This window comes from Pseudomonas sp. DE0157 (assembly GCF_007678615.1).
GTDB classification, from domain to species: domain Bacteria; phylum Pseudomonadota; class Gammaproteobacteria; order Pseudomonadales; family Pseudomonadaceae; genus Aquipseudomonas; species Aquipseudomonas parafulva_B.
In genome coordinates this window covers 493,008-516,475 of the sequence record NZ_VEJN01000001.1, presented here as the reverse complement: position 1 = coordinate 516,475, position 23,468 = coordinate 493,008, and the positions used below count along the sequence as shown (strand labels likewise).

The following is a 23,468-nucleotide window of genomic DNA, read 5'->3' as shown; positions in this document are numbered from 1 at the left end:
ACAAGGAGAGCGTCATGAGTCTATTCAGCTTTGTGAAGGAAGCAGGCGAGAAGTTGATCGATCTGCTAACCCCCGGCAATGCCAAGGCCGAGGAGCAGTTGAAGAAGCACGTCGAAAACGTCGGGTTGGGTAACCCCAACATCACTGCCACCGTGGAAGGCGACAAGGTGACCCTCAAGGGCGAGGTGGCCAGCCAGGAAGAGAAAGAGAAGATCATTCTGGCAGCCGGCAATATTGAAGGCGTGGCCAGCGTCGACGACCAGATCACCGTCACCGGCCCCGTAGCCCAGGCTGCGCGCTTCGTGACCGTGGAGAAGGGCGATACCCTCAGCGCCATCTCCAAGAAGGTCTACGGCGATGCCAACAAGTACCAGAAGATCTTCGAGGCCAACAAGCCCATGCTGTCGGATCCGAACAAGATCTATCCGGGCCAGGTGCTGCGTATTCCCGAGTAACCGATAGGCCCATCCAGAGGCTTGTCACCGCAACCCGCGCCCATGGCGCGGGTTTGCGTTCAAAGACCGTTCAGCAATTCCCGATAGTCTTCGACAGCTGCGAACTCTGCGGTGTCTCGAGGCTGCGCCTGGCTGTCCGGCTGGCGCACCGCCAGCAAGTGGCCCACGCCGAATTGCCGGGCACTGCGCAAGATGGGCAGCGTGTCGTCGATGAACAGGCTGCGGGCAGGTTCAAAGCCGATATCGGCCTGCAAGGCATCCCAGAAATGCGGGCTCTCCTTGGGAAACCCGTAGTCGTGGGAGCTGATCATGCGGTCGAAGTAGGGTGCCAGTTCGATGCGTTCGAGCTTGAGCGAGAGTGAATCGCGGTGTGCATTGGTGATCATCATCACCCGCTTGCCTGCCTGGCTGATCGCGGCCAGAAAGGTATCGGCATCGGGCCGCAAGGCGATCAGGTCGGCGATTTCGCGCTTGAGCTCGCGGATCGGCAGGCGCAGCTCACGGCTCCAGAAGTCCAGGCAATACCAGTTCAAGGTACCGGCGTTGCGCTCGAACAGCGGCTCGAGTTCCAGCTGCGCCATCGCCCGGCTCACGCCGTGCAGCTCTGCATAGCGCTGCGGCAGGTGCTCCAGCCAGAAGCGGTTGTCGTAATGCAGGTCGAGCAGTGTGCCATCCATGTCCAGCAGGACGGTATCGATGGCGGACCAGGGAAGAACAGGCATGGGAAACTCTCGTTCGGTCGGCAAGCCACGGTATAGTAACCCGTTCACGCCAAGGAGCCCCCCATGCGCCAGAAACCTACCGTCCTCAGCCGCGAGATCGTCGCCAGCAGCCGCCTGTTCCGAGTCGAGGCCGTCGAGTTGCGCTTCAGCAACGGCGTGGAGCGCACCTACGAGCGGCTGGTGGGCCGGGGCAATGGCTATGGTGCGGTGATGATCGTGGCCATGCTCGATGCCGAGCACGCTGTACTGGTGGAAGAGTACTGCGGCGGGACTGACGAATATGAACTGTCGCTACCCAAGGGCTTGATCGAACCGGGCGAGGACGTGCTGGCGGCAGCTGACCGGGAGCTCAAGGAAGAAGCCGGCTTTGGTGCACGGCAACTGGAGCACCTGACCGAGCTTTCCCTGTCCCCGGGCTACATGAGCCAGAAGATCCAGGTGGTACTGGCCACCGACCTGTATGAGGAACGGCTGGAGGGCGATGAGCCGGAGCCGATGGGCGTGGACAAGGTCAACCTGCGGGAGCTGTCGGCCTTGGCGATGCACCCGCAGTTCAGCGAAGGGCGTGCGCTGGCTGCCTTGTACCTGGCGCGTGACCTGCTGATCCAGCGCGGGGTACTGGCACCATGAACGATCAGCAATTGATGCAGGACGTGGTGGCGTTGGCGCTGTCGGCGGGCGAGGCGATCCTGCCGTTCTGGCGCGCTGATGTGGCCGTCGTCAACAAGGCCGACGACTCGCCCGTCACGGCTGCCGACCTGGCAGCACACCAGGTAATTACAGAGGGCTTGCAGACCCTGGCCCCGCACATTCCCGTCCTGTCCGAAGAAGACTGCGATATCCCGTTGGCGGAGCGCCAGACGTGGCGCCGTTGGTGGTTGGTCGACCCGCTCGACGGCACCAAGGAGTTCATTGCCGGCAGCGAGGAGTTCACGGTCAACATTGCCTTGATCGATCAGGGCGAGGTGGTGTTTGGGGTAGTATCGATGCCCACTTCGGGGCGTTGCTACTTTGGAGGGCGGGCACTGGGTGCCTGGCGAGCGGAGCGGAGTGAAACCGCGCAGGCCATCCAGGTGCGCGCCACCCCGCCTGCCGGGTCGCCGTTCACCGTGGTTGCCAGCCGCCGGCACTCCAGCCCTCGGCAAGAGGCTTTGCTGAACGGGTTGAGTACTGCGGTGGGGCCGCTTGAGCTGGTTTCGGTGGGCAGTTCACTGAAGTTCTGCCTGTTGGCCGAAGGCAGCGCCGACTGCTACCCACGCTTGGCGCCGACCTCCCAGTGGGACACGGCGGCCGCCCAGGGTGTGGTCGAGGGTGCCGGGGGCGAGGTGATTGAGGTCGACGGCCAACCCTTCCGGTATCCGGCGCGCGAATCGTTGCTCAATCCCTACTTCCTTGCCCTGCCGGCGGGGGCCCGTTGGCGAGAGGCCTTGCTTGGGCTCGTTTGATTGGCGAGGGTAAGTGTGGCTTTAGGGGTGGAAAATTGTTCATGGGTAGAGGACCGAAAGGGCCGCTTTGCGGCCCATCGCGGCACAAGGCCGCTCCTACCCGGAAATCGGCTAGCCTCCAGATGTGCCGCTAGGCAGTCGCTCCCCGTGTAGGAGCGGCCTTGTGCCGCGATGGGCCGCAAAGCGGCCCCAGATTCGCGGCGTCAAGACCGCCTGTTGATCTCCCGCGATCAACCCGCCGCTCACCTGTGCAACACATACTGCCCGCTGAACATCACCGCCACTTCATCACTGCCCACATTGCTCACCGTTGTTTCCAGCGTCAGCCGTGCCCGCCCACGCCGCTGATACATTGTCAGGAATCGCGACCAGGCCTTCTCGTCCGGAGCAGCGCAACTGGCCACGGCAGCGCCGGTAACCGGCAGCGGGTAGCTGATCTGCCCCTCCTGAATGACGATATGCCCATCATCGATGCCCAGTTCCTGTAGCCGCAGGTGCAACCAGCCCCAGCCGGCCAGTACCGCTGCGCAGTAGAGGCTGCCGCCGAACATGGTGTTCTTGTGGTTGACGTTGGCGGCCAAGGGCAGTTGCAGGCGCAGGGTATGCTGTTGCCAGTCCAGTACCTCCAGGCTCATGTCCCGGGTCAATGGAATATCGGTGTGAAGCACTGTCTGCAGCGGGTGAATCGGCTCGCTCATCAACGGGTTTCCTCATGGTCGTCGTGGCCACCGCTACCGCCTTCGAAGCTCAGGCCATGCTTGCGCAACTTGTCGTGCAGCGTCTTGCGTGGAACACCCAGCGCTTCGGCAAGGCTACGCAGCGAGCCGTGCGGCTGAGCAAGTTCAGCCGTGATCAACGAGCGCTCGAAGTGCTCGACCTGCTCGCTCAGGTTGCCGGTGACGGGGGCGGGAGCGTGGGTTGCAGGCGGCGCCTGGCCATCGAGCGCCAGTTCCAGCCCGAGGGCGAAGCGTTCGGCCGCGTTTTGCAGCTCGCGCACGTTGCCCGGCCAGTCATGGCGCAGCAGCAAAGCCCGTTGCGCGGGTTGCAGGGCGTGCGGCCCCAGGCCATGGCGCTGACTGGCGGCATCGGCGAAATGCTGGAAAAGCATCAGGATGTCGTCGCCACGTTCGCGCAGCGGCGGAATGCGCAAGGGCGCGACGTTCAGGCGGTAATACAGGTCGGCGCGAAAACGCCCCTGGTCGGCGGCCTGGCGCAGGTCTTCCTTAGTGGCGGCGATGATGCGGATGTCCAGCGGTATCAGCTGATTGCCACCCAACCGCTCGACCACGCGCTCCTGGAGCATGCGCAACAGCTTTACCTGCACATCCAGGCTCATGCTTTCGATTTCATCGAGGAACAACGTACCGCCATTGGCGAATTCGAACTTGCCGATGCGGCGTTTTTGCGCGCCCGTAAAGGCGCCGGGCTCGTGGCCAAACAGCTCGCTCTCGACCACCGATTCGGCCAAAGCGCCAGCGTTGATGGCCACGAAGGGCCCGTCCCGGCGGCTCGACAGGTCGTGCAGGGCGCGGGCGACCACTTCTTTGCCAGCCCCGGTCTCACCAAGGATCAATACGTCGGCTCGCGTGCCGGCGAGTGCGCCGATCTGCTCGCGCAGGCGCTGCATGGCCGCAGACTGGCCCACCAAACGTGTGGCCAGTTGCTGGCGGTCGCTCAATGCCATGCGCAGGCTGCGGTTCTCCAGCACTAATTGGCGCAGTGCCAGGGCGCGGCGCACGCTGTCGAGCAGGGCGTCGCTGGCAAAGGGCTTTTCCAGGAAGTCGTAGGCACCGGCGCGCATGGCTTGTACCGCCAACGGGACATCGCCGTGCCCGGTGATCAAAAGCACCGGTAGCTCGCTGTCCAGGCCATGCAATTGCTCAAGCAGCTGCAGGCCATCGATACCCGGCATGCGGATATCGCTGACTACAACGCCTGGCCAGTCTGCCGGGATACGCTCGGCCAGGCCATGGGCATCGGCCAATGCCACGACCTTGAGCCCGGCCAGGTCCAGCGTCTGGCTCAGGGCCTGGCGCAGGTGTGCGTCGTCGTCGACCAGGATCACCTGGGCGCGACTGTCGATCAGTGTCTCGGGGCTCATGCCGAAGAATCCTCTGAATTGGGCAAGGTGGCACCCGGTGGGGCCACGCGCATTTTCAAGGTCAGCAACGCACCGCCCTCGGGGTGGTTGGCCAGCAGCAGCTCACCCCCTAGGGTGCGCATCAGGCTGTCACAGATGGCCAGGCCCAAACCCAGCCCCTGGGTGCGGGTCTTGGTGGTGAAAAAGGGCTCCCTGGCATGCTCCAGTGCCTGACGGCTGAAGCCGGGGCCGTTGTCGCGAATGTACAGATAAACGTAATCGTCCTGCTGTTCGGCACTTATCCACAGCCGGCGTGGGTTGGCCTTCTCGGTCAACGCATCCAGGGCATTGGCCAGCAAGTTGCCCAGTACCTGGCGCAGGCGGGTTTCGCCCGCCTGTACCCACAGCGTGGCTTCCGGTAGGTCGCGCACCAGCTCAACCGCCATTGCCCGGCGACGTTTGGCAAGCAGGGCCAGGGCGTCGTCCAGGGCCGGTTGCAGGGCTACGCTCTCCGGAGCGTGGCGGTCGCGGCGGGCAAAGGCGCGCAGGTGGGCAATGATCGAGGCCATGCGCCCGGTCAGCTCGCCGATCAGTTTCAGGTTGCCGCGCGCGTCTTCGGTACGTTGGTGGTCCAACAGGATCTCGGCGTTTTCGGCATAGCTGCGAATGGCTGCCAGGGGCTGGTTGAGCTCATGGCTGATACTCGCCGACATGGTGCCCAGCACCGACAGCTTGCCTGCCTGCACCAGTTCGTCCTGGGCCCTCACGGCCTCCTGCTGGGCATTCTCGCGTTCGAGCACGGCGCTTTTGAGGCGCGCATTGAGCCCTTCGAGGTCGGCGGTACGCTCGGCCACCCGCTGTTCGAGTTGCTGGCGCCCGCGGGCCTCGAAATCGATGCGGTCCATATAATGACGGCGCCGCTGCATCACCAGGCCGGTCAGCAGCACGATGACCAGCAGAGCGCCGGCACCGATGGCCGTGACCGTCTGCGCGGAGCGGTCCACCAGGATGCGCGGCGCAAGTATGCTGACCTGCCAGCCGGTTTCTGGAATGGCCCGGGTCTGGGTGATCCAGGCATCGTCACTGATCACCAGCGGCTGGGGGGCCTGGGTTGGGTACGGCTGGATGGCGATGATGGCCTGGCGCTCGGCTGCGGTCAGCGGCCGGGTAGCGCGAAAACGCCACTCCGGGCGTGACGTGAGGATGACCACGCCGTTGTGATCGGTCAGCAACAGTTGCTCGGGCGTGCGGCCCCATAAGGTCTCGGTATGATCGAGGTCAACCTTGACAACCAGCACACCGACGGTGCGTTCGCCGTCGCGCACGGCGGCGGCGAAGAAATAACCCCGCTTCGCGGACGTTGTACCCTGGCCGAAGAAACGACCGAGGTGCCCGGCCATGGCTTCGTTGAAGTAGGGGCGAAACGCGAAGTTGCGCCCTACGAAGCTGTCGTGTTTGTCCCAGTTTGAGGCCGCCAGGGTATTGCCGCTGACGTCCATGAGGTACATCACCTCGGCGCCGGTCTGCTGCACGATGTTTTTCAGCAGGCGGTTGGCATTGGTGACCGCTTCCAGGCGAAACGGGTCGGCCAGCACCCCGCGCAGGGCTGGCAAATCGCCAAGGATCTGCGGCAAGGTTTCATAGCGGTGCAGCGTGCCCAGCAGGTTGGCGACATACAGGTCGAGGGTCTGCCGGTTCTGCGAGGCCAACTCTTGCCGGTAATAGCGCTCAGCCAGGTGATGCAGCGGCCATAGCAGCGGCACCAGGCACAGCGCCAGTAAAGCCAGGCTGCGCCAGCGAGGGCGGCGAGGAGGGGTGTTCTTGGCGATCATCACATCATTGCGTCAGAAGGGTCTGAAGCAATTATGCGCTAGTTAAGGCAGCACTTGTGCTTCTGCCCACGACACGCCCAGCTTGTCCTTGTCTGAGAGCACAGGCGGCTGTTGCAGACCCCAGTCGATGGCCAGTGTCGGGTCGTCCCAGCGGATGCAGCGGTCGGCCTGTGGGTTGTAGTAGTCGGTGGTCTTGTACAGAAACTCCGCCGAATCGCCCATCACCGCAAAGCCATGGGCAAAGCCTGCCGGGATCCACAGCTGACGATGGTTTTCCGCCGACAGGTGCACTGCCACCCACTGGCCGAACGTGGGCGAGTGCCTGCGCACATCCACGGCCACATCGCGGATCTCGCCCTGTACCACGCGCACCAGTTTGCCTTGGGTATTGGCCACCTGATAATGCAGCCCACGCAGCACGCCCCGGCCAGAGCGCGAGTGGTTGTCCTGGACGAACTCGACCTTGGCGCCGGTCAGCCGGGCAAACTCGCGGGCGTTGAAGGACTCGAAGAAAAAACCTCGGCTGTCGCCGAAGACCTTGGGTTCGATGATCAGCACTTCGGGAAGGGTAGTGGGTATCACGTTCATCGGGAAACACTCTGCATGCTGTGCGTTATGACCCTAGCTGGCAGAAGCGTGCTTGTCCTGTCGAGCAAGGCGCGCGGCACTGCTCTGGTCAATGCTAGGGTGAAGGTTGCGCCCGACCGGCGTCACGTATTTGCCGATTATTATCGAAATATTGTGTCGGGCTTATCAGGGTCTTGCGGCATTATTCTGTTTCAACACGGATTTATATCGGTTATAAACGCTTTTTACGCCCATACCCTTCCGGGCAGGGCCATGACAGAGGTCAACGATGAAAACCCTCACTTCCACGCCCCGTGCCGATGGTTTCCACATGCCCGCCGAATGGGCCCCGCAAACCCAGGTCTGGATGGTCTGGCCCGAGCGGCCGGATAACTGGCGCCTGGGCGGCAAGCCGGCACAGGCGGCCCATGTCACCCTGGCCAAGGCGATCGCGCGCTTCGAACCGGTCACCGTGGGCGTCTCTGCCGGCCAGTATGAAAACGCGCGTCGCCTGCTGGACCAGCCCAATATCCGGGTTGTCGAACTCAGCAGCGACGATGCCTGGGTGCGTGATACCGGCCCCACTTTCGTGGTCAACGACAACGGCGAAGTGCGCGGCGTAGACTGGGACTTCAACGCCTGGGGCGGCTTCGAGGGTGGCCTGTACGCACCGTGGAACAAAGACGAGGCGTTGGCTGGCAAGGTGCTGGAGATGGAGCGCTGCCAGCGTTATCGCACCGAAGGGTTCGTGCTCGAAGGCGGCTCGATCCATGTGGACGGCGAAGGCACGGTGATCACCACCGAAGAGTGCCTGCTGAACCACAACCGTAATCCACACCTGAACCGCGAGCAGATCGAAGCTGTGCTGCGCGACAACCTCGCGGTCGATACCGTGGTCTGGCTGCCGGACGGCCTGTACAACGACGAAACCGATGGCCATGTCGACAACTTCTGCTGTTACGTGCGCCCAGGTGAAGTGTTACTGGCCTGGACAGATGACGCGAACGACCCCAACTACGCGCGTTGCCACGCGGCCATGGAAGTGCTGCAGACCACCCGCGACGCCAGGGGACGGGCCTTCGTCGTGCACAAGATGCCAATACCCGGGCCGCTGTACGCCACCGAAGAGGAATGTGCCGGCGTCGACCAGGTGTCGGGCAGCCAGGAGCGTGACCCTTCGGTGCGTCTGGCAGGCTCGTACGTCAACTTCCTGATCGTCAACGGCGGCATCATCGCGCCGAGCTTCGACGACCCGGCCGATGCCGAGGCCAAGGCCATACTGTCGAGCATCTTTCCTGACCATGAGGTGGTGATGATCCCTGGGCGGGAATTGCTGTTGGGCGGCGGTAACATTCATTGCCTGACCCAGCAGCAGCCGGCGCCTGTGCACCGTTGATGGCCCGTGGGGCGCGGCGAGGGTGTACGCTCGCTTCCCAGCCCGGCGACGCCTGGCACGTGTAGTGGCATAGCTTTTGTATTGTTTTTCAAACAGATAGCCCGGTGTCATCGGGTTGTCTGCTTGTAACACTACTTGCGTAGGTTAGCTGCTCACGGGCCAGGAGTACGTGTAGAAATGAATGCAGCAAGTGAGTCGGCATTGCGCCCATTGGCACTAGACCATGCATCGCTCGAGCGTTTGGCGAAGTGGTTGAAGCACCATGGAAGCAGCAGGGTCAGGACGACCGACCCACGACGGCTACTTGCCGGGCGTTACCCCGAAGGGCTGATCAGCGAGGCTGAGCTTCATGCGTTGATGGCGGTGTGGCGTTAGCCGCGATCCAACGTTCCTCAAACCCTGTAGCACACCGGCAGGGGCAGCCTCGCAAAGGCTGCCCCTGTTGACGTTCAGAAGCTGTAGGTGCCTGTGACGACCAGGCTGCGCGGGTCGCCGACCTGGATCTGCGCTGCACTGGTCGCCGAACTGTAGTAAGTCCGGTCGGCAATGTTGCTCAGCGCCGCCCGCACGTCCCACTCCTGGGTGCGGTACCCGGCCAGCGCATCCCAGCGGCCATAACCTGGCAGGACCGTGGTGTTCTGGTTGTCGGCATACCGCTGACCGACCAGCGTCAGGCCTGTTTCTGCGTACCAGCCCAGTTCTGGCTTCCAGGTGACGAACAGGCTGGCGTTACGCTTGGCCACGTCATTGATCCGGTTACCCTGCTGGCCATTGCTGTCCTTGACGATCGTGGCATCTTGCAGACCAACCCCGCCACGCACGTACCAGTTGCCAACCACATTGCCCATGGCGGTCAACTCGATGCCGCGCGAGCGCTGCAGGCCACTGAGCAAGGTGACTTCCGGGTCAAGCGGGTCGCGGGTACGACGGTTGTACAGCTCGAGCTCATAGACCGCCAGGGTGGTGGTCAGGCGTTGGTCGAACCAGTCGCTCTTCACGCCAACCTCCTTTTGCCGCGTCAGCTCGGGTGCTGTCTCGTTGCTGTTGCCCGGTGCGCCCGGCGTTATACCGATCAGGCCACCGCCTACTGGCGAGAAGGTCTTGCTCCATGACGCATAGAACGAGTGGTCCTGCCACGGGGTATACACCACCCCGATGCGAGGGCTGGTGGTTCGGCTGCTCTGTTTTTCGGACAGGCTGCGCACCTTGTTGGTGGTCTGAACGTCGAATTCATCGAAACGCACGCCTGCCAGCAACTGCCATTGATCGTTCAGGCGAAGCTGGTCTTGCAGGTACAGGCCTCGGCTTTGCACCACGGTGTGGTTATTGCTCGACATCACCATGCGACCGTTGTGCTGCCTGCTCCGGTCAGGGTCGTACAAGTCCACGGGCGGCACAGGCCTGCCGCCGGCGTTTGCCGCAGCCGCGGTGTACAAAGTGGGGTCGCGGCGTTGGCTGCCGAATTCCAGGCCCAGCAGTAGCGTGTGCCCTAGGCCCAGTGTGTCGAAGGTGCCTTCGGCTTCCAGGGTATTGAACAGGTTGCGGGTGTTCAGGTCCTGCTGCCAGCGCTGGCGCGTCACTGTGCCATTGCTGGGGTTGTAGGCGGTGGGGTAGGTGTTGTCGAATTCGCTGTCGAGCTTGAACAGGCTCAGGGTATGACGCAGTTGCCACGCATCGTTGAGCTCGTAGTTCAGGCGTGACCGCAAGGACTGCGCCCGGTCATCGATGAAGTCACGCTGTGTATCGCCGTAGGTCGTGCTGCGGCTGACATTCGCGGGGCGACCATCGACGCCGGGGATACCGCGGTCCGGCGTGCGGTTGAAGCGGCTGTACTCGTATTGCACCAGCCAGTTCAGCGCCGGCGTGACCTGCCAGCTGACCGAGGGCGCGAACAGCTGGCGGCTACCGTCGACACCGTCACGGAAACTGTTGTTGTCCTGGTTGCCCATGTTCAGGCGCAGGCTGACCGTGTCGCTGGGGTCTGCGCTGAGGTCGGCATACAGGCTGCGCAGGTCCTCGCTGCCTGCCCGTGCCTCCAGGGTGGAACGACGGCCCGCCTCGGGCGCCTTGCTGATGCGGTTGACGATACCCCCCTGGCCGCCCCGTCCATACAGCACGGCCGCAGGGCCTTTGAGCACATCGACCCGTTCGATGCTGTGCAGGTCGCGGATGTACTGGCTGTCATCGCGCACGCCGTCCAGGTAGATGTCATTGCCGGCTTCGAAGCCGCGAATGCGCACGCTATCGAAGCGCGTGTCGGCACCACTGCTGACGTTGGGGATACCTTCGAGCGCCTTGCCCAACGTGTTGCTGCCGTAGTCCAGCACCTGCGAGGTCTTGACCGTATCCACCGCCTGCGGCACGGCGCGTACGGCGGTAGCGGTTCGGGTCGCAGTACTGACTTCACGCACCCGCGGGCTGTCTTTGTCCCGCTCGCTGTCGGCGGTGACGGATAGCTCAGGCAGTGTGGTAGTAGCGGCGCTTGTGGGGCTGGCAGCCAGCAGGCATGAAATGGAGAGCGTGATAGGAGCGAGGCGATAAGGGGCAGGCATGACGCGCGTTTGACCGGGCAGTAATGAAGGCGCGAATGATAATGGGTGCTATTTGCTAACGCTCGCCTATTATGGTTTCTGGATTTTTACGTTTGTATCACTTTGTGACTAGTCAGAATGGGGACCTAAGTGAACTCGTCGCCTTGATCAAGATGAGTTTTCAATACCGAGAAGGAATATCCTCCTACAGCTTTAGTTCTAAAGGAAATGCCTCATGAACGCTCGGTTTTTAGTTATATCAACCTGAATTTCACGTTTTTTTGACATTTGTAATCGCACGCCGCTAGGATTCGGCCACGCCTGCTGGCCAATCCGTTTGGCCATGCTGTTGCCAGGGCCGGCCGCGTTTACCGGCAAAGGGCCTTCTGGCAGAACCTGCATAGCGTCGAACCTACGAAGGGGCGTTGGTTCATGGCGTCATTACGCAGCGCGTTTTCGATCAAGAAATAAGGAAAATAACATGTTGAATACCAGGATCAGCCTGGTCGCCCTGGCGATGATCGCCGCGACCCAGGCCCAGGCCAATGACCAGGCCGCCAGCAACGGCTTCATCGAGGACAGCCACGCCAACGTCCTTCTGCGCAACGCCTACATCAACCGTGACAAGAAGCACGGCACCGATGACCAGATCGAGTGGGGCCAGGCATTCATCGGCAACTTCTCGTCCGGCTTCACCCAAGGCACCGTCGGTGTCGGCGTCGATGCATTCGGCCTGTACGCCTTGCGCCTGGACGGCGGCAAGGGCCACAACGGTGGCGGCGGCGTCGACTTCTTCAAGCCGCACGACACCACCAATGCCGATGGCAATGCCCGTTCGCCGCACAACCTGGCCCGTGCCGGTGCTGCCGTGAAGTTCCGCATTTCCAACACCGTGCTCAAGTACGGTGACCAGATGCCTGCACTGCCAGTGCTCCAGTACGACGATGCGCGCCTGCTGCCGGAAAGCTTCACCGGCACCCTGATCACCTCCAAGGAAATCGAAGGCCTGGAGCTGAACGCCGGTCGCTTCACCCAGGAAGCGCGCAAGAGCGCCGAACGCCGTGATGGCGGTGGCCTGAAGTCGATCAACGTGTTGGGCGGTAGCTACAAGTTCAACGACAACTTCACTGCGTCGCTGTACACCGCCGACACCGAAGACGTGATGAAGAAGCACTACCTGGGCCTGAACTACGTCTATGCCATCGCCGACGATCAGTCCCTGACCCTGGACTTCAACGGCTACAAGTCGAGCATCGACAACAAGTACGTGCGTGAAGCGGGCCTGAACGGTGACTCGAACACCATCTGGAGCCTGGCTGCTACCTACGCCTACGGCGCCCACTCGTTCACCCTCGCTCACCAGCGCAGCACCGGTAGCACCGGCTACAACTACGGCTGGTACCAGAACCAGGGCGGCGTGGGTGACGGTGGCTCGACCATCTTCCTGGCCAACTCTTACTGGTCCGACTTCAATGCCGAGGACGAGCGTTCCTGGCAGCTGGGCTATGGCCTGGACTTCGGTGCCTACGGCATTCCTGGCCTGACCTACAAGCTGGCCTACGTGGTGGGTGACAACATCAATACCCGCAACGTCGCCAACCCACAGGGCTTCGGCGAAGGCAAGGAGCGCGAGATCTTCAACCAGATCCGCTACGTGGTCCAGGAAGGCCCGGCCAAGGACCTGTCGGTCAAGCTGCGCAGCTCGTTCCTGCGCACCAACAATGCCGTGCGCCAGAACGGTTACAACGACGACGGCAACGAAGTCCGCGTATTCGTCGAGTACCCGATCAGCATCTTCTGATCCGGTCACCCACGCAGGCCACCTTCGCACCGCGTGCGCCGGTGGCCTGAGCCCACGGGCTGCCCACGTCTAGACAGGCAGCTCGATGGTCACGCGCAACCCGCCCCCCTCACGGTTGCGCATCCGCAACGCCCCCCCATGACTGGTCATGATCCGCTCGACGATACTCAGCCCGAGCCCATACCCGCCGAATGCCTGGTTACGCGAACGCTCGCCACGTACGAACGGTTCGGTGACGGTCGCCAGCAGGTGCGGCGCAATGCCTGGGCCTCGATCCTCGACGTGAACCAGCACCCGTGGCCCTACGCGCTCCACCGACACACTCACCTGACTGGCATAACGCAATGCATTGACCAGCAGGTTTTGCAGACAACGCTGCACCATCAGGGCATCGACGCTCACCACCCCGCCATGACCGTGCACAGGGATGGGTTCGTCGGCAGTGGCCAGCTCCGCACACTGGCGTGCAACCAGGCGATCAATGTCGACCGGCTGCAGGTTTTGCTGCTCGCCCGCACGCAGGTAGTCCAGCACCTGGCCGATCATGTCGTCCATCTGGGCAATGTTCTGCCGCAACCGCTTCCGGTGTTCGTCATCGGGCATGCGCTCCAGGCGCAGGCGCATGCGCGTCAACGGGGTGCGCAGGTCATGGGAGACGGCGGCGAGAAAGTAAGCCTTGTCGTTGACCATGGCGATCAGGCGCTGCTGCATGGCGTTGAAGGCCTGCGCGGCCTGACGAACCTCGTCGGGGCCGTCGAGCGCCAGCGGCGGTTGTTCCAGGTTGCTGCCCAGCGCCAGCGCTGCGTCCGCCAGGCGGCGCAGCGGACGCAGGCACAGGCGCACGGCAATCAGGCACACCACCAGCACGGCGACAATGCGCAGCGCATACACCCGCAACAGGTAGTCGCTGATCAGCAGCCAGGCGGACTCGCCGCTCCAGCCTTGCAGTTCCTGCCCGTCGATGGTCAACCAATGCCCGTCTGCCAACGGCACCGCAAACTGAAGATGGGCCTGGGCCGTGCGCAGGCCGAACAGGCTGCGCCAGACGATCGGCTGGCCCAGTTCGTCGGTCAACTGCACCTTCATCAAATGCACCTGCGGCTCACGGCCAAGCTCGTATTTCAGTGCCTGGTGAAGCAGCAACTCGACCCGTTTGCGCCCGCGCCGTTCGTTCTGCTGCGGTGAGGGCAGCTGCTCGGCGCAGCGTAGTTGGTAATGGGCCGGCACCTTGAGCACGCCGGCATGACAGCTGGCCTGCTGGATGAGCGGGGCGCTGCGCGCCGCAATCAAGCGCACGGGGGCTTCGAACACCTGGGCGAAGCGCACATCGAACCAGATGCTGCTGGACATCAACTGGATGGCCAACGTGCCGCCTACCATGATCAGCATCAGCTGCCCGAACAGCGTGCGCGGCCACAGTCGGCGAGCCCAGCGCATGTCAGGCCGTGGCCTGGCTCTGAGCAATGCTCAGCAGATAACCTTCATTGCGGATGGTGAGGATCTGCGCCACATCGCCGGGCGCATGGCGCAAGTGCTGGCGCAGGCGGCTGACGCACATGTCGACCGAGCGGTCGTCTGGCAGGTGGTCGCGGCTGAAGGCACTGCGCGTCAACTGGTCGCGAGACACCACACGGTTGTTGGCTTCGAGCAATTCGCGCAGCACCCGGTAGTCGGAGCGCGGCAAGGTCAAGGTCTGCCCATCGGGGCGCGTCAGCAGGCGCTTGATGTGTTCCAGGCGAAAGCCTGCAAAGACATGAGCTTCGACCTGGGTCGGCTCCTGTACGGCAGCCTCTAACCGATGGGGCCTGCGCAGCACGGCCTTGATCCGGGCAATGAGTTCCCGGGGTTCGAAAGGCTTGGCCAGGTAATCGTCGGCCCCCACTTCCAGGCCGATGATGCGGTCCAGTGCACTGCCCTTGGCCGACAGCATGATCACCGCCAGCCCCGGCAGGGCCTGCAACTGACGGCACAGGCTCAGGCCATCTCCACCGGGCAGCATCAGGTCCAGCACCACAAGGTCCACCTTTTGCCGCGCCAGGTGCTCGTGCATCTGCTTGCCGTCGGCAGCCGCCAGTACGGCATAGCCTGCATCGGTCAGGTAATCGCACAGCAGCTCGCGAATCTCGTCGTCGTCATCAACAACCAGCAGGGTTGTGCTCATCTGAAAAAACACCTGTGAGACGGGCGTCATTAGCGCCCATTACGTTGCATTACATCCCCGTACATGTCGGGTGTAGAGCCCGGAGGACTGATCCCTAGAATCCTAACAAAAAATCATCTGCAAATACGAAGCCTTCCCAAATGAATCCCTCAAGCATCGCCAACACCTTCACCGCGTTCACCTGTGGCGGCACCCGCCTCAAGCCCATCGCCCTCTTCGTCGGCCTTGCCATCAGCGGTGGCGTCATGGCCGCCGACAGCGCACCCTTGGTACTCGATGCCACGCAAATCGAAGACAGCGCCCTGCTGCCCCAGGACGATGCCGGCCAGCTGGGCTACACCGTCGAACGCACGCGCAGCTCCACCGGCCTGGCGCTGACCCCACGGCAGACGCCGCAGTCGGTTACCACCATCACCCGTCAGCAGATGGATGACCGCGCCATCCACAGCATCGAGCAGGCGCTGGAAACCACCCCAGGGGTGACCGCCAGCAAATCCGAAGTGGGCGGACGCACCGATTACCGGGCCCGTGGCTACTCCATCACCAACTGGAAAATCGACGGCCTGCAAGCACCCGGCGCGTCGGACTTCAGCGGTAGCGGCAACGCCCTGAACATGGACCTCTACGAGCGCATCGACATCGTGCGCGGTGCCAACGGCCTGCTCGGCGGAACCGGCGACCCGTCCGCCACCATCGACCTGATTCGCAAGGCGCCCACCCGCACCTTCGGCGGCAGCGCGTACGCCACCTACGGCAGCTGGGACAAGCGCCGTCTGGGCGCCGACCTGAACCTGCCGCTGTCCGAAGACGGCCGCCTGCGCTCGCGTTTCGTGGTGACCCAGCAGGATGCCAACTCGTTCCGTGACTACCAGTCCGACCGTTCACGCGCGGCCCTGGCCAACTTCGAGTTCGACCTGGACGATGCCACCACCCTGGGCGCCGGCTACCAGTACGAGTACAACAAGGTGGTGGGCGGCGGTTGGGGCGCGAACATCCCCATCTGGTACCGCGACGGCAGCAAGACCGACCTGCCACGCAGCTCCAATCTGGTACCGAGCTGGAGCTTTGGCGAGTACACCACCCGCACCGTCTTCGGCTCGCTGGTGCACCGCTTCGACAACGACTGGTCGCTGGACCTGAAGGCGTCCCAGAGCACGACAGATGCCCTTAATCACCGAGGCCTGGGCAAGGTCAACTCGGCAGGGCGCGGCCGCGGTTTCAGCGGCTACTGGGATCAGGACGGTAGCGGCGCGCAGCTCAACGGCATGCACAGCTCGAGCGACACCACCCAGCAGTCGGCGCAAATCGACCTGTCTGGTCCGTTCCAACTGTTTGGCCGTACTCATCAGGCCATGGTCGGCTACAACGACAGCCGTACCGTGCAGTGGTCGCCGGAGTACCGGTGCAGCATGGTTGGGGGCGGTAAAGCTGTCGACTCGGGAGTAGGCTGCCTGTTTCGCGCCGACAATCGCCTGCCCATCAACGACTGGCGCAACGGCGTGGACGGGGACTATGCCATGCTGGCTTCGCAGACCGGCAAGCACAGCAAGACCACCACCCGCCTGCAAGGCATGTACGCCGCGACCCGCCTGAGCATCACCGACCCGCTGTCGGTGATCCTGGGCGTGCGCACCACCGACTACTCGGCCATCACCCGCAGCGTGGATGCCGAGCGCACCAGCCAGGAAGAAAACGGCGTCGTGACCCCCTACCTGGGCGCGGTCTACGACCTCAACGACACCTACTCGCTGTACGCCAGCTACACCGACATCTTCAACCCGCAAACCCAGGAAACCAGCGCTGGCAGCCGAGTCGAGCCGATTCGTGGGCAAAGCTACGAGACGGGCATCAAGGGCGCCTGGTTCGACGGTCGCCTGAACGCCTCTGCGGCCTACTTCCGCACCAAGCAGGAAAACAAGGCGGTGCTGGACGGCGGCCTGTCGACCCCGACCGGTCGCGATGCCTACAAAGCAGGCTCAGGCCAGGAAACCGACGGAATCGACCTGGAAATCGCCGGCGCCCTGACCCCGGACTGGAACGTATACGCCGGCTACACCTACCTGCACTTCCGCCGCGTTGACAGCGACGGGCGCAGCGACCCTTCGCACCTGTTCAAGGCCTCCACCACCTACCACCTCAGTGGCCCACTCGACCGCCTGACCGTAGGCGCCGGCGTTACCGCGCAGTCCAACATTCGCGCCATATCCAGCCCGGCGGGCCAGCCTGTCAACAGCGTGAGCAGCGGTGCCACCGACGTGAACTGGTCCGGCTACGCCATCTGGAACGCCATGGCCAAGTACCAAGTGACCGATGACACCAGCGTGACCCTCAATGCCAACAACCTGTTCGACAAGCACTACTACACCCGCTACGGGTTCTATGCAGGTGCCGTATACGGTGACCCGCGCAGCTTGTCGCTGACCGTCAACACCACCTTCTGATCTAAGTCGCAAGGACGAACGTCTCACCCGCGCCGAGCGGGTGAGGTGTTTCATGCAGGGGTGGAGGCACTCAGAAGGTGGGGGGCTTCGCGTTATCCACAGCGGGCGGCTCGAACCGGTCATCGAAACTGTCCCAGTCCTCGCCGAACAGCTCCATCGGGTGCATGGTCCGGTCGGCACCATTACCGCAGGCCAGCGCCTTGGCTGGGCAATACAGATCGCAGCCCCAGCAAATGCGCTTGGGGTGGCTGGGGTGCTTCGGGAATTTCTTGGCCATGAGGGGCCTCCGGCAAGCAGTACATGACCTGAGCCTAACCCTCCTGGCTCTGTTCAGGTTGACTGAAGTCAAGCACCAGCCAGGGGCATCCGGATCATCACCGGACCCTTTGGCCCCAGAAAACTGGCAGAAATTTCTACGTCGCTTGCCTATATAGCGTAAGGTGGGCGTCCCGATCCGTGAACTGTTTCTGCACAAAACCCCACTAAGCACTTAGCGGGGCGCTGACGCGTTGCTCAACGGCACCTACCCGAAGGGCTTCTCTCAACTATTCTCAGCAAGGACTTAAACGGATCGTGACAGCTCAGCATGACGTTGAACGGTATTCGGGAGAGGTATGACCCTGCAAAAACGTAACAACGTCCAGGTAGCCGGAGCGGGTGACGTGACCCTCGTTCTTTCCCATGGTTTAGGCTGCGACCAATCCATGTGGCGGCTGCTACTGCCGCACTTTCTCGAGCGCTTTCGGGTTGTTACCTACGACTTGGTCGGGGCAGGGCGCTCGGACCTCAGTGCCTACAAGCACGACAAGTACGCCACGCTGTGGGGCTACGCCAGCGACCTCAACGAAATCATCGACGAATACGCCCAAGGCCCGGTCATCGTGGTCGCCCACTCGGTCAGCGCCATGATCACTGCCCTGGCCGAACGCCAGCGGCCAGGCCGCCTGATGGGGCTGGTCATGGTGGGCGGCTCGCCCTGTTATGTGGACGACGAGGCCTACACCGGCGGTTTCACCCCCGAAGAAGTGCACGACCTGCTGACCACCCTCGACGAAAACTACCTGGGCTGGTCCAGCTCCATGGCCCCCGTGCTGATGGGCACCCCCGGCCAGCCGGCCTTGGAACAGGAACTGGCCAGCAGTTTCAGCCGCACCGACGCCCAGATCGCCCGGCATTTCGCCCGCGTGATCTTCCTGTCCGACCACCGCAAGGACGTGACGGGCCTGCAACTGCCTACCCTGATCGTGCAATGCACGGGCGACCCCGTGGTGCCTGTGGCGGTGGGCAAATACCTCAACACCGTCATGCCGAGCAGCCAGCTGAGCATCATCGAGAACATGGGCCACTACCCCCAGCTGAGCGCGTCAGGCGCTTGTGCTGCCGCGATGGACGAGTTCTTCACCCACCTTGGCCTCGACCATGGATAACACGGCGCTGCTGTCCACCCAGGCCTTCTTCGAGCACGCACCCTGTGCCCTGGTGGTGATGGCGCCCGACGGCACCCTGGTGCGCTGCAACCAGACCCTGGCCGACTGGCTGGGATACGACAGCGCCACCCTGCACGCGATGAGTTTCGACCAACTGCTGCCCGCCGACGGCCGCGTGTTCCTGCTGACCCACTGGGGCCCACTGCTGAACATGCAAGGGTCCATCTCCGAAGTGAAGATTGCCCTGCGCCACCGCGACGGCCGCAAGCTGCCCATGCTGCTCAGCGGCGTACGCCGCGAAAGTGATGACGGCATTCGCTACCACCTGGCGCTGTTCAGCGCCCTCGAAAGCACCAGCAGTGGCAAGGCCGCCCTGGAAGCCATGCAACGCGCCGAAGAAATGCTGGCGCAGAAGATAGAAGCCGAAAGCGCCCTGCAACGCGCCCAGGCCGAACTCGCCGCCGCCTACCAGGAGGTGCAGCGCCGCGCTGTTTTCTCCGAACAGATGGTCGCCATCGCCAGCCACGACCTGAAGAACCCCCTGACCGCCATCCAGATGGCCGCGTCCATGCTCAAGCGCGACCTACCCAACGACCGTGCCCGGCGCTTACTGACCGGCATCGACAACTCGACTGAGCGCGCGCTGCGCATGATCGTCGACCTGCTCGACTTCGCCTCGGTCAGGCTCGGCCCCGGCATGACCATCCGCCGCGAGCGAGTGGACCTGGTACGTGCCGTGGATTATTCGATAAGTGAGCTGAAGGTGGCCTTCCCTGACGCACAGATTCGGCACTACGCCCGCGGCCGACGCGTGGTGCAGGTCGACCCGGATCGGTTGCAGCAGTTGATTGGCAACCTGGTGGCCAATGGCGTGGCCTATGGCGACCTTCGCTACCCCATCACCCTGACAACGGACTTCTCGGATGACGGGGCGGTGGTGAGTGTGCATAACCATGGTGCTGCGATCGATGACGCGCTGCTGCCCACGTTGTTCGAGCCGATGACCCGAGGCAGCGATTGCCAGGACACGGTGCGGTCGGTGGGGCTGGGGTTGTTTATCGTGAAGAAGATTGCCGAGGCGCATGGGGGGAGTGTGAGCATGTGCTCGGATGAGGTGTTGGGGACACGGTTTGAGGTTTGGTTGGGATAAGGGGCCTTGGGCAGGTGCGTTCAATGAGCCGGGAATCCTAACCCTTATCTTGCGTAAGCGCCGTCCCATACGAGCAACCACCCAATACCGCATCCGGAACCGAGCGAATCCCAGGGTGGGAGCGGCCTCGCGCCGCGATGAGCTGCACAGCAGCCTCAACAAGGCATTTCAGAAGTTCAATGGATACCCTGTGAGCTCTCAAGTCTCGCAAAGTTGGTTCAGTGCTTCAGTTGCGTTTCTTGCTCGTATACCTAGTCATTATTAGGGCGCCCGTAGGGCGCCCTTAATGTTTTCAAGTCATACTGTCTTTCTGGTTTTTAAAGCGTCTATGCCTTCGTTTAAGTTTTTCGCCAGCTCGTGCAGCGCCGCCGCGGCTAAAAATCCTGATCTGGACGCATAAGAGCTGTCTTCTTTCACGCGATCATCTATGCGTTTGAGGAGACCTTCTGGTAAAGACGCGTTAAAGCGAACCGACTTCCCATAGTAGGGGGTGACGTCGAATTCTACGAAAGCCCAGATGCCATCGGCATAAGCCGAGTCCTTCCTATGAAGTTCGATGTTTTGAGGTTGCGGCAGAGGCTCTCCATCTTCTACCAAACCTTCAAAGTGCATCTCTAACGCAAGTTGGACTTCGCTCAATGCTTCATCGATCGTTTCGCCAGCAGAGAAGCAGCCCGGTACGTCTGGAACTGTCACTCCGTAATCGGAATCTTCATCTTTGTGCAAAACAACTGGGTATTTCATTTTAAACATCCCTCCGAAAAAGTTCGGCGATTCGATTTCACTATTGCTAACAGCAAGCTTACGATCTACCAGCAAGTGTAAAGCCGGTCAGAGACCGGCTTGCTTCCAGATGTTTCGAAGCGTCCCGATTGCCACATCTTTACTCGGATGAGGAACCGTAACCCGTCCCTTCCTGGTTGGATGCTTGAACTGCTGGTGGCTCCCATCAGTCCCTTTAACTCTGACCCAACCGTCATCCTTTAGCCGCTTGATGATGTCTCGGCTGTGCACGGGTACCTCCTCAAAGCTTGCCGCGGATGTGTGTATACTACACAACGATTCAGAGGATTGTACACACCAGTACACAATGTCTAAGATCCGATAACCCAACGCTTGTTCCCCACAGCAGGGGATGAGCTCGCATCGACCCTAGTTGCATACGCTTCACCTCCGTTTGCTAATCCTCGACCCCCCGTATCCTGCCCAGAATGCTGAGTGTTATCAGGGGTGGCCCCTGCGAATTGTGGGGGATGTCCTCTAGCCTGAGGCTGGCGGCTCCTGACGTCCTGGAGCGAGGGCATCTCATAATCTGGCCTGTTGAAGCCGTTAAAGGTGGGCGGGTAGAGGCTGCATTGGCTGACGAGACCAGTGCTGCGAGATCCTGAGTCGGATGAAATGCAGCAATGCGATGACCAGGGCATGCCCGACTGTTAGTCAGGTGCACTCCATCCCTTGGTCTGCGGAGCCATCCCCTACAGCGCTGCTGCTGGAGCCATTGGCGTCTGTCACGCCTATGTCAGGAGTAAAGTTGCCGCAAAACCGAATGCGATAAGGGCTGCAGCACTGTCAAGAGCGCCCGTCTCTTCCCAGTGAAACAGACGGATCACTGGATAACTGCTTAGGGCAGTCAGGCCTTCTCGGCCATCGGGTTTCACGTACCTGAGCCGCCCGCCTTTGCGGCCGTTGGGTTGCACAAGCAGGTCAAGACCGCCCCCATCGAAGAGCTTGTACTCGCGCTTTCTGGGATTTGCCGTGCGACAGGGGGTACCGGTAGGCGGGGCAGTTTTGCGGGCCACAAGGATAGTCTCCGATATCGAAACGGACCTCTACCCTTAAAACTAGCCTTATTAGCGCTGGCTATTCCCGGAATTCGACGGAACGCCAAAACGAAAAAACCCGCCAAAAGGCGGGTTTTTCGTGAATTCCAGAGATTTTGAAACCCTTCTCTGAAACCTTATATGGTGCCGGCACCAGGAATCGAACCCGGGACCTACTGATTACAAGTCAGTTGCTCTACCAGCTGAGCTATACCGGCAATGGGGCGTCATTATAACGATCGTTTGGCGTGTGTAAACCACTTCCTTGCGATTGTTTGAAAATGACCTAAGTCACCGACCCAAAAGGGGAATTTTCTTACCAGCCGCGGTGGATGGTGGTGACGCTTGGCTCGGTCTTGCCGGGGTTGAAGAACAGCTTGTCGTTGTCGCAGCCGCGCTTGCGGCAGGTGTTGTCGGCGCGCAGGGGCAGGCCTCGGTCGCCGCCCAGCTGCATGCCGGGGTGGTTCCAGCCGAGGTTGCCGGGGGCGGGGTGCGAGGGGGCGCTGGCGCAGGCGGTGAGGGCCAGGGCGAAGGCGAGCAGGGCGAGGGGCTTGGCTTGGGTCACGAGAGTCAGGTCCGTTGTCGAATCTGGCGCAACGCCAGATGGCCGCAGGGCTGGCAGGCAGCGCGCGACGTCACTTTTTAATGATTTGGGGGGCGCATGATACACGGTTGTGGGGGCGGGGATTAGGGGTGGGATGTTGCGGTGTGTGTGTAGGGGGGGATATGTGGTTTGGGGTGGGAGTTTTGGGGCCGCTCTGCGGCCCATCGCGGCGCGAGGCCGCTCCCACATGTGGATGAGTTGGGCTGGAGTGTTGTAGCTTGCGAGCCTTGGTTTTGTAGGAAATGTCTGGACTCTCCAGCTGTAGACTTCTGCAAGTTTAGTTATCGGACGTATCCTACGCGCTCTGCCGAAGTATCGCCGTTGTCTGGGAAATACCTCACGGATACCTTTGCCCCGTCGCTCTGGCGACCGGGTGTGAGAACCCGACTTTGAACCTAGCGGCTGCTCAATGGCGACCGTGCACGGGCAGACTTCGGTCTGGCCGGGCTTCCTATGTTCACTCGGTTTCTCACCCTGTGCACGGTTGCCGCCTTTGTCCCGTGAGAAGCATGAATGTGGCAACTCCTTTGAACATAGGGGTTTCATATGAAAACGATTGTTCCTGACCCACCCGTTGAAAGCGCTGTCACCACCGCAGGCGTAGAAACCTTCCTCCAAGCCGGCACCCCACCCGTAAACCTCCTTCGCGTTCAACCCGGCATCCCGGTGGATGCTGCGTACGAACATGTCTCGATCCTGATGGGTTACATCAGGCACCTGGTGCGTGAGGGGGACATGGAGGATGACCATAAGCTGCTCGGTGCTGCGGATTACCTCTGCGACATGGCCAACGCCTTGCTGAACGACATCGAAATCGCCAAAGGCAAGCGCCACTAGCGAAGGCCCACCGGAACCTCGGCTGCATGGATGACGATAGGGCCAGGGTGCCAAGCGGATAGGCAACCCGTTTTCAGGTACCCGCCCAGTTCTTTGAAACGGCTCGAAGACAACAGACTTCAAAATCTCAAGGCCGTGGCAGGTTCTGAAGCCATTCCCAATTCCGGCATGGCAACCCCACCCCTACGCACCAAACCTC

The 23,468-nt window shown here is 62.0% G+C and carries 22 protein-coding genes, 1 tRNA gene and 1 pseudogene; 10 read left to right on the top strand and 14 right to left on the bottom strand.

What is annotated here, in order from left to right; translation table 11 throughout:
- The first annotated feature begins 14 nt into the window (after positions 1 to 14).
- A complete protein-coding gene (gene lysM / locus FS777_RS02285) occupies positions 15 to 455 on the top strand; it encodes a peptidoglycan-binding protein LysM (protein ID WP_058605997.1) in 441 nt (146 codons plus the stop codon).
- 59 nt (positions 456 to 514) lie between these two features.
- Here lysM and yrfG read toward each other — a convergent pair whose 3' ends face one another.
- A complete protein-coding gene (gene yrfG, locus FS777_RS02280; protein WP_058637087.1) occupies positions 515 to 1,177 on the bottom strand; it encodes a GMP/IMP nucleotidase in 663 nt (220 codons plus the stop codon).
- Positions 1,178 to 1,240: 63 nt separating this feature from the next.
- On the opposite strand from yrfG, the gene nudE reads away from it, so the two are divergent.
- Both nudE and cysQ read left to right on the top strand, forming a co-directional pair.
- A complete protein-coding gene (nudE, locus tag FS777_RS02275; RefSeq protein ID WP_058605999.1) occupies positions 1,241 to 1,807 on the top strand; it encodes an ADP compounds hydrolase NudE in 567 nt (188 codons plus the stop codon).
- Complete coding sequence (cysQ, locus tag FS777_RS02270) at positions 1,804 to 2,622, top strand: 3'(2'),5'-bisphosphate nucleotidase CysQ (protein WP_058637088.1); 819 nt, start codon at positions 1,804 to 1,806, stop codon at positions 2,620 to 2,622. Before nudE ends, cysQ begins: the two co-directional genes overlap by 4 nt.
- A gap of 242 nt (positions 2,623 to 2,864) precedes the next feature.
- Here cysQ and FS777_RS02265 read toward each other — a convergent pair whose 3' ends face one another.
- The 4 genes from FS777_RS02265 to rfbC are packed head-to-tail and all read right to left on the bottom strand — an operon-like array spanning position 2,865 to position 7,122.
- Positions 2,865 to 3,320: a YiiD C-terminal domain-containing protein gene (locus tag FS777_RS02265; RefSeq protein ID WP_078477824.1), complete on the bottom strand. Its 456-nt coding sequence runs from the start codon at positions 3,318 to 3,320 to the stop codon at positions 2,865 to 2,867.
- A complete protein-coding gene (locus FS777_RS02260; protein WP_078477825.1) occupies positions 3,320 to 4,723 on the bottom strand; it encodes a sigma-54 dependent transcriptional regulator in 1,404 nt (467 codons plus the stop codon). The genes FS777_RS02265 and FS777_RS02260 overlap by 1 nt, the downstream gene beginning before the upstream one ends.
- The gene (locus FS777_RS02255) at positions 4,720 to 6,534 is read right to left on the bottom strand and encodes an ATP-binding protein (RefSeq protein WP_145253823.1); all 1,815 of its coding nucleotides are present in this window, start codon (positions 6,532 to 6,534) and stop codon (positions 4,720 to 4,722) included. The genes FS777_RS02260 and FS777_RS02255 overlap by 4 nt, the downstream gene beginning before the upstream one ends.
- A gap of 42 nt (positions 6,535 to 6,576) precedes the next feature.
- On the bottom strand, positions 6,577 to 7,122 hold the full coding sequence (rfbC, locus tag FS777_RS02250; RefSeq protein ID WP_058638940.1) for a dTDP-4-dehydrorhamnose 3,5-epimerase: 546 nt from the start codon (positions 7,120 to 7,122) through the stop codon (positions 6,577 to 6,579).
- Between the two features lie 268 nt (positions 7,123 to 7,390).
- Between rfbC and aguA the strand changes: the two genes are divergently transcribed.
- Positions 7,391 to 8,497: an agmatine deiminase gene (gene aguA / locus FS777_RS02245; protein ID WP_058605942.1), complete on the top strand. Its 1,107-nt coding sequence runs from the start codon at positions 7,391 to 7,393 to the stop codon at positions 8,495 to 8,497.
- 177 nt (positions 8,498 to 8,674) lie between these two features.
- Positions 8,675 to 8,872 (top strand): hypothetical protein, encoded by a 198-nt coding sequence (locus tag FS777_RS02240; protein WP_078477827.1) that lies wholly within the window; start codon positions 8,675 to 8,677, stop codon positions 8,870 to 8,872.
- Positions 8,873 to 8,946: 74 nt separating this feature from the next.
- Here the strand turns inward: FS777_RS02240 and FS777_RS02235 are convergent, their stop codons facing one another.
- Positions 8,947 to 11,049, bottom strand: coding sequence for a TonB-dependent siderophore receptor (locus tag FS777_RS02235; protein WP_145253820.1), 2,103 nt, complete (start codon positions 11,047 to 11,049; stop codon positions 8,947 to 8,949).
- 460 nt (positions 11,050 to 11,509) lie between these two features.
- Here FS777_RS02235 and FS777_RS02230 point away from each other — a divergent pair, with 460 nt between their 5' ends.
- The gene (locus tag FS777_RS02230) at positions 11,510 to 12,829 is read left to right on the top strand and encodes an OprD family porin (RefSeq protein ID WP_078477829.1); all 1,320 of its coding nucleotides are present in this window, start codon (positions 11,510 to 11,512) and stop codon (positions 12,827 to 12,829) included.
- A 69-nt stretch (positions 12,830 to 12,898) separates the two neighbouring features.
- On the opposite strand, the gene FS777_RS02225 is transcribed toward FS777_RS02230, so the two are convergent.
- Positions 12,899 to 14,266, bottom strand: a complete 1,368-nt coding sequence (locus FS777_RS02225) for an ATP-binding protein (RefSeq protein WP_058638937.1) — start codon at positions 14,264 to 14,266, stop codon at positions 12,899 to 12,901.
- Between the two features lies 1 nt (position 14,267).
- Positions 14,268 to 14,990 (bottom strand): response regulator, encoded by a 723-nt coding sequence (locus FS777_RS02220; protein ID WP_145253817.1) that lies wholly within the window; start codon positions 14,988 to 14,990, stop codon positions 14,268 to 14,270.
- Positions 14,991 to 15,130: 140 nt separating this feature from the next.
- Here FS777_RS02220 and FS777_RS02215 point away from each other — a divergent pair, with 140 nt between their 5' ends.
- Positions 15,131 to 17,431 carry a TonB-dependent siderophore receptor gene (locus tag FS777_RS02215; RefSeq protein WP_145253814.1) on the top strand — a complete coding sequence of 767 codons (2,301 nt, stop codon included), beginning with the start codon at positions 15,131 to 15,133 and terminating at the stop codon, positions 17,429 to 17,431.
- Positions 17,432 to 17,501: 70 nt separating this feature from the next.
- Here FS777_RS02215 and FS777_RS02210 read toward each other — a convergent pair whose 3' ends face one another.
- Entirely contained in the window at positions 17,502 to 17,708 is a 207-nt protein-coding gene (locus FS777_RS02210; protein WP_145253811.1) for a DUF3079 domain-containing protein, read from the bottom strand.
- Positions 17,709 to 18,045: 337 nt separating this feature from the next.
- Between FS777_RS02210 and FS777_RS02205 the strand changes: the two genes are divergently transcribed.
- Both FS777_RS02205 and FS777_RS02200 read left to right on the top strand, forming a co-directional pair.
- On the top strand, positions 18,046 to 18,858 hold the full coding sequence (locus FS777_RS02205) for an alpha/beta fold hydrolase (RefSeq protein ID WP_145253808.1): 813 nt from the start codon (positions 18,046 to 18,048) through the stop codon (positions 18,856 to 18,858).
- Entirely contained in the window at positions 18,851 to 20,008 is a 1,158-nt protein-coding gene (locus FS777_RS02200) for a HAMP domain-containing sensor histidine kinase (protein WP_145253804.1), read from the top strand. The genes FS777_RS02205 and FS777_RS02200 overlap by 8 nt, the downstream gene beginning before the upstream one ends.
- A gap of 297 nt (positions 20,009 to 20,305) precedes the next feature.
- Here FS777_RS02200 and FS777_RS02195 read toward each other — a convergent pair whose 3' ends face one another.
- The 5 genes and pseudogenes from FS777_RS02195 to FS777_RS02175 all read right to left on the bottom strand — a co-directional run bounded on the left by FS777_RS02195 (position 20,306) and on the right by FS777_RS02175 (position 22,393).
- Positions 20,306 to 20,752 (bottom strand): type II toxin-antitoxin system HicB family antitoxin, encoded by a 447-nt coding sequence (locus FS777_RS02195; RefSeq protein WP_145253896.1) that lies wholly within the window; start codon positions 20,750 to 20,752, stop codon positions 20,306 to 20,308.
- 87 nt (positions 20,753 to 20,839) lie between these two features.
- Positions 20,840 to 21,022, bottom strand: a complete 183-nt coding sequence (locus tag FS777_RS02190; RefSeq protein WP_078477835.1) for a type II toxin-antitoxin system HicA family toxin — start codon at positions 21,020 to 21,022, stop codon at positions 20,840 to 20,842.
- Between the two features lie 584 nt (positions 21,023 to 21,606).
- A pseudogene (locus tag FS777_RS21590) lies at positions 21,607 to 21,807 on the bottom strand (integrase); the annotation flags it as partial.
- A 163-nt stretch (positions 21,808 to 21,970) separates the two neighbouring features.
- Positions 21,971 to 22,046, bottom strand: a tRNA-Thr gene (locus FS777_RS02180).
- Positions 22,047 to 22,144: 98 nt separating this feature from the next.
- On the bottom strand, positions 22,145 to 22,393 hold the full coding sequence (locus FS777_RS02175) for a hypothetical protein (RefSeq protein WP_078477836.1): 249 nt from the start codon (positions 22,391 to 22,393) through the stop codon (positions 22,145 to 22,147).
- 585 nt (positions 22,394 to 22,978) lie between these two features.
- Here FS777_RS02175 and FS777_RS02170 point away from each other — a divergent pair.
- Positions 22,979 to 23,269, top strand: a complete 291-nt coding sequence (locus FS777_RS02170; protein WP_058639967.1) for a DUF3077 domain-containing protein — start codon at positions 22,979 to 22,981, stop codon at positions 23,267 to 23,269.
- The last annotated feature ends 199 nt before the right edge of the window (positions 23,270 to 23,468 follow it).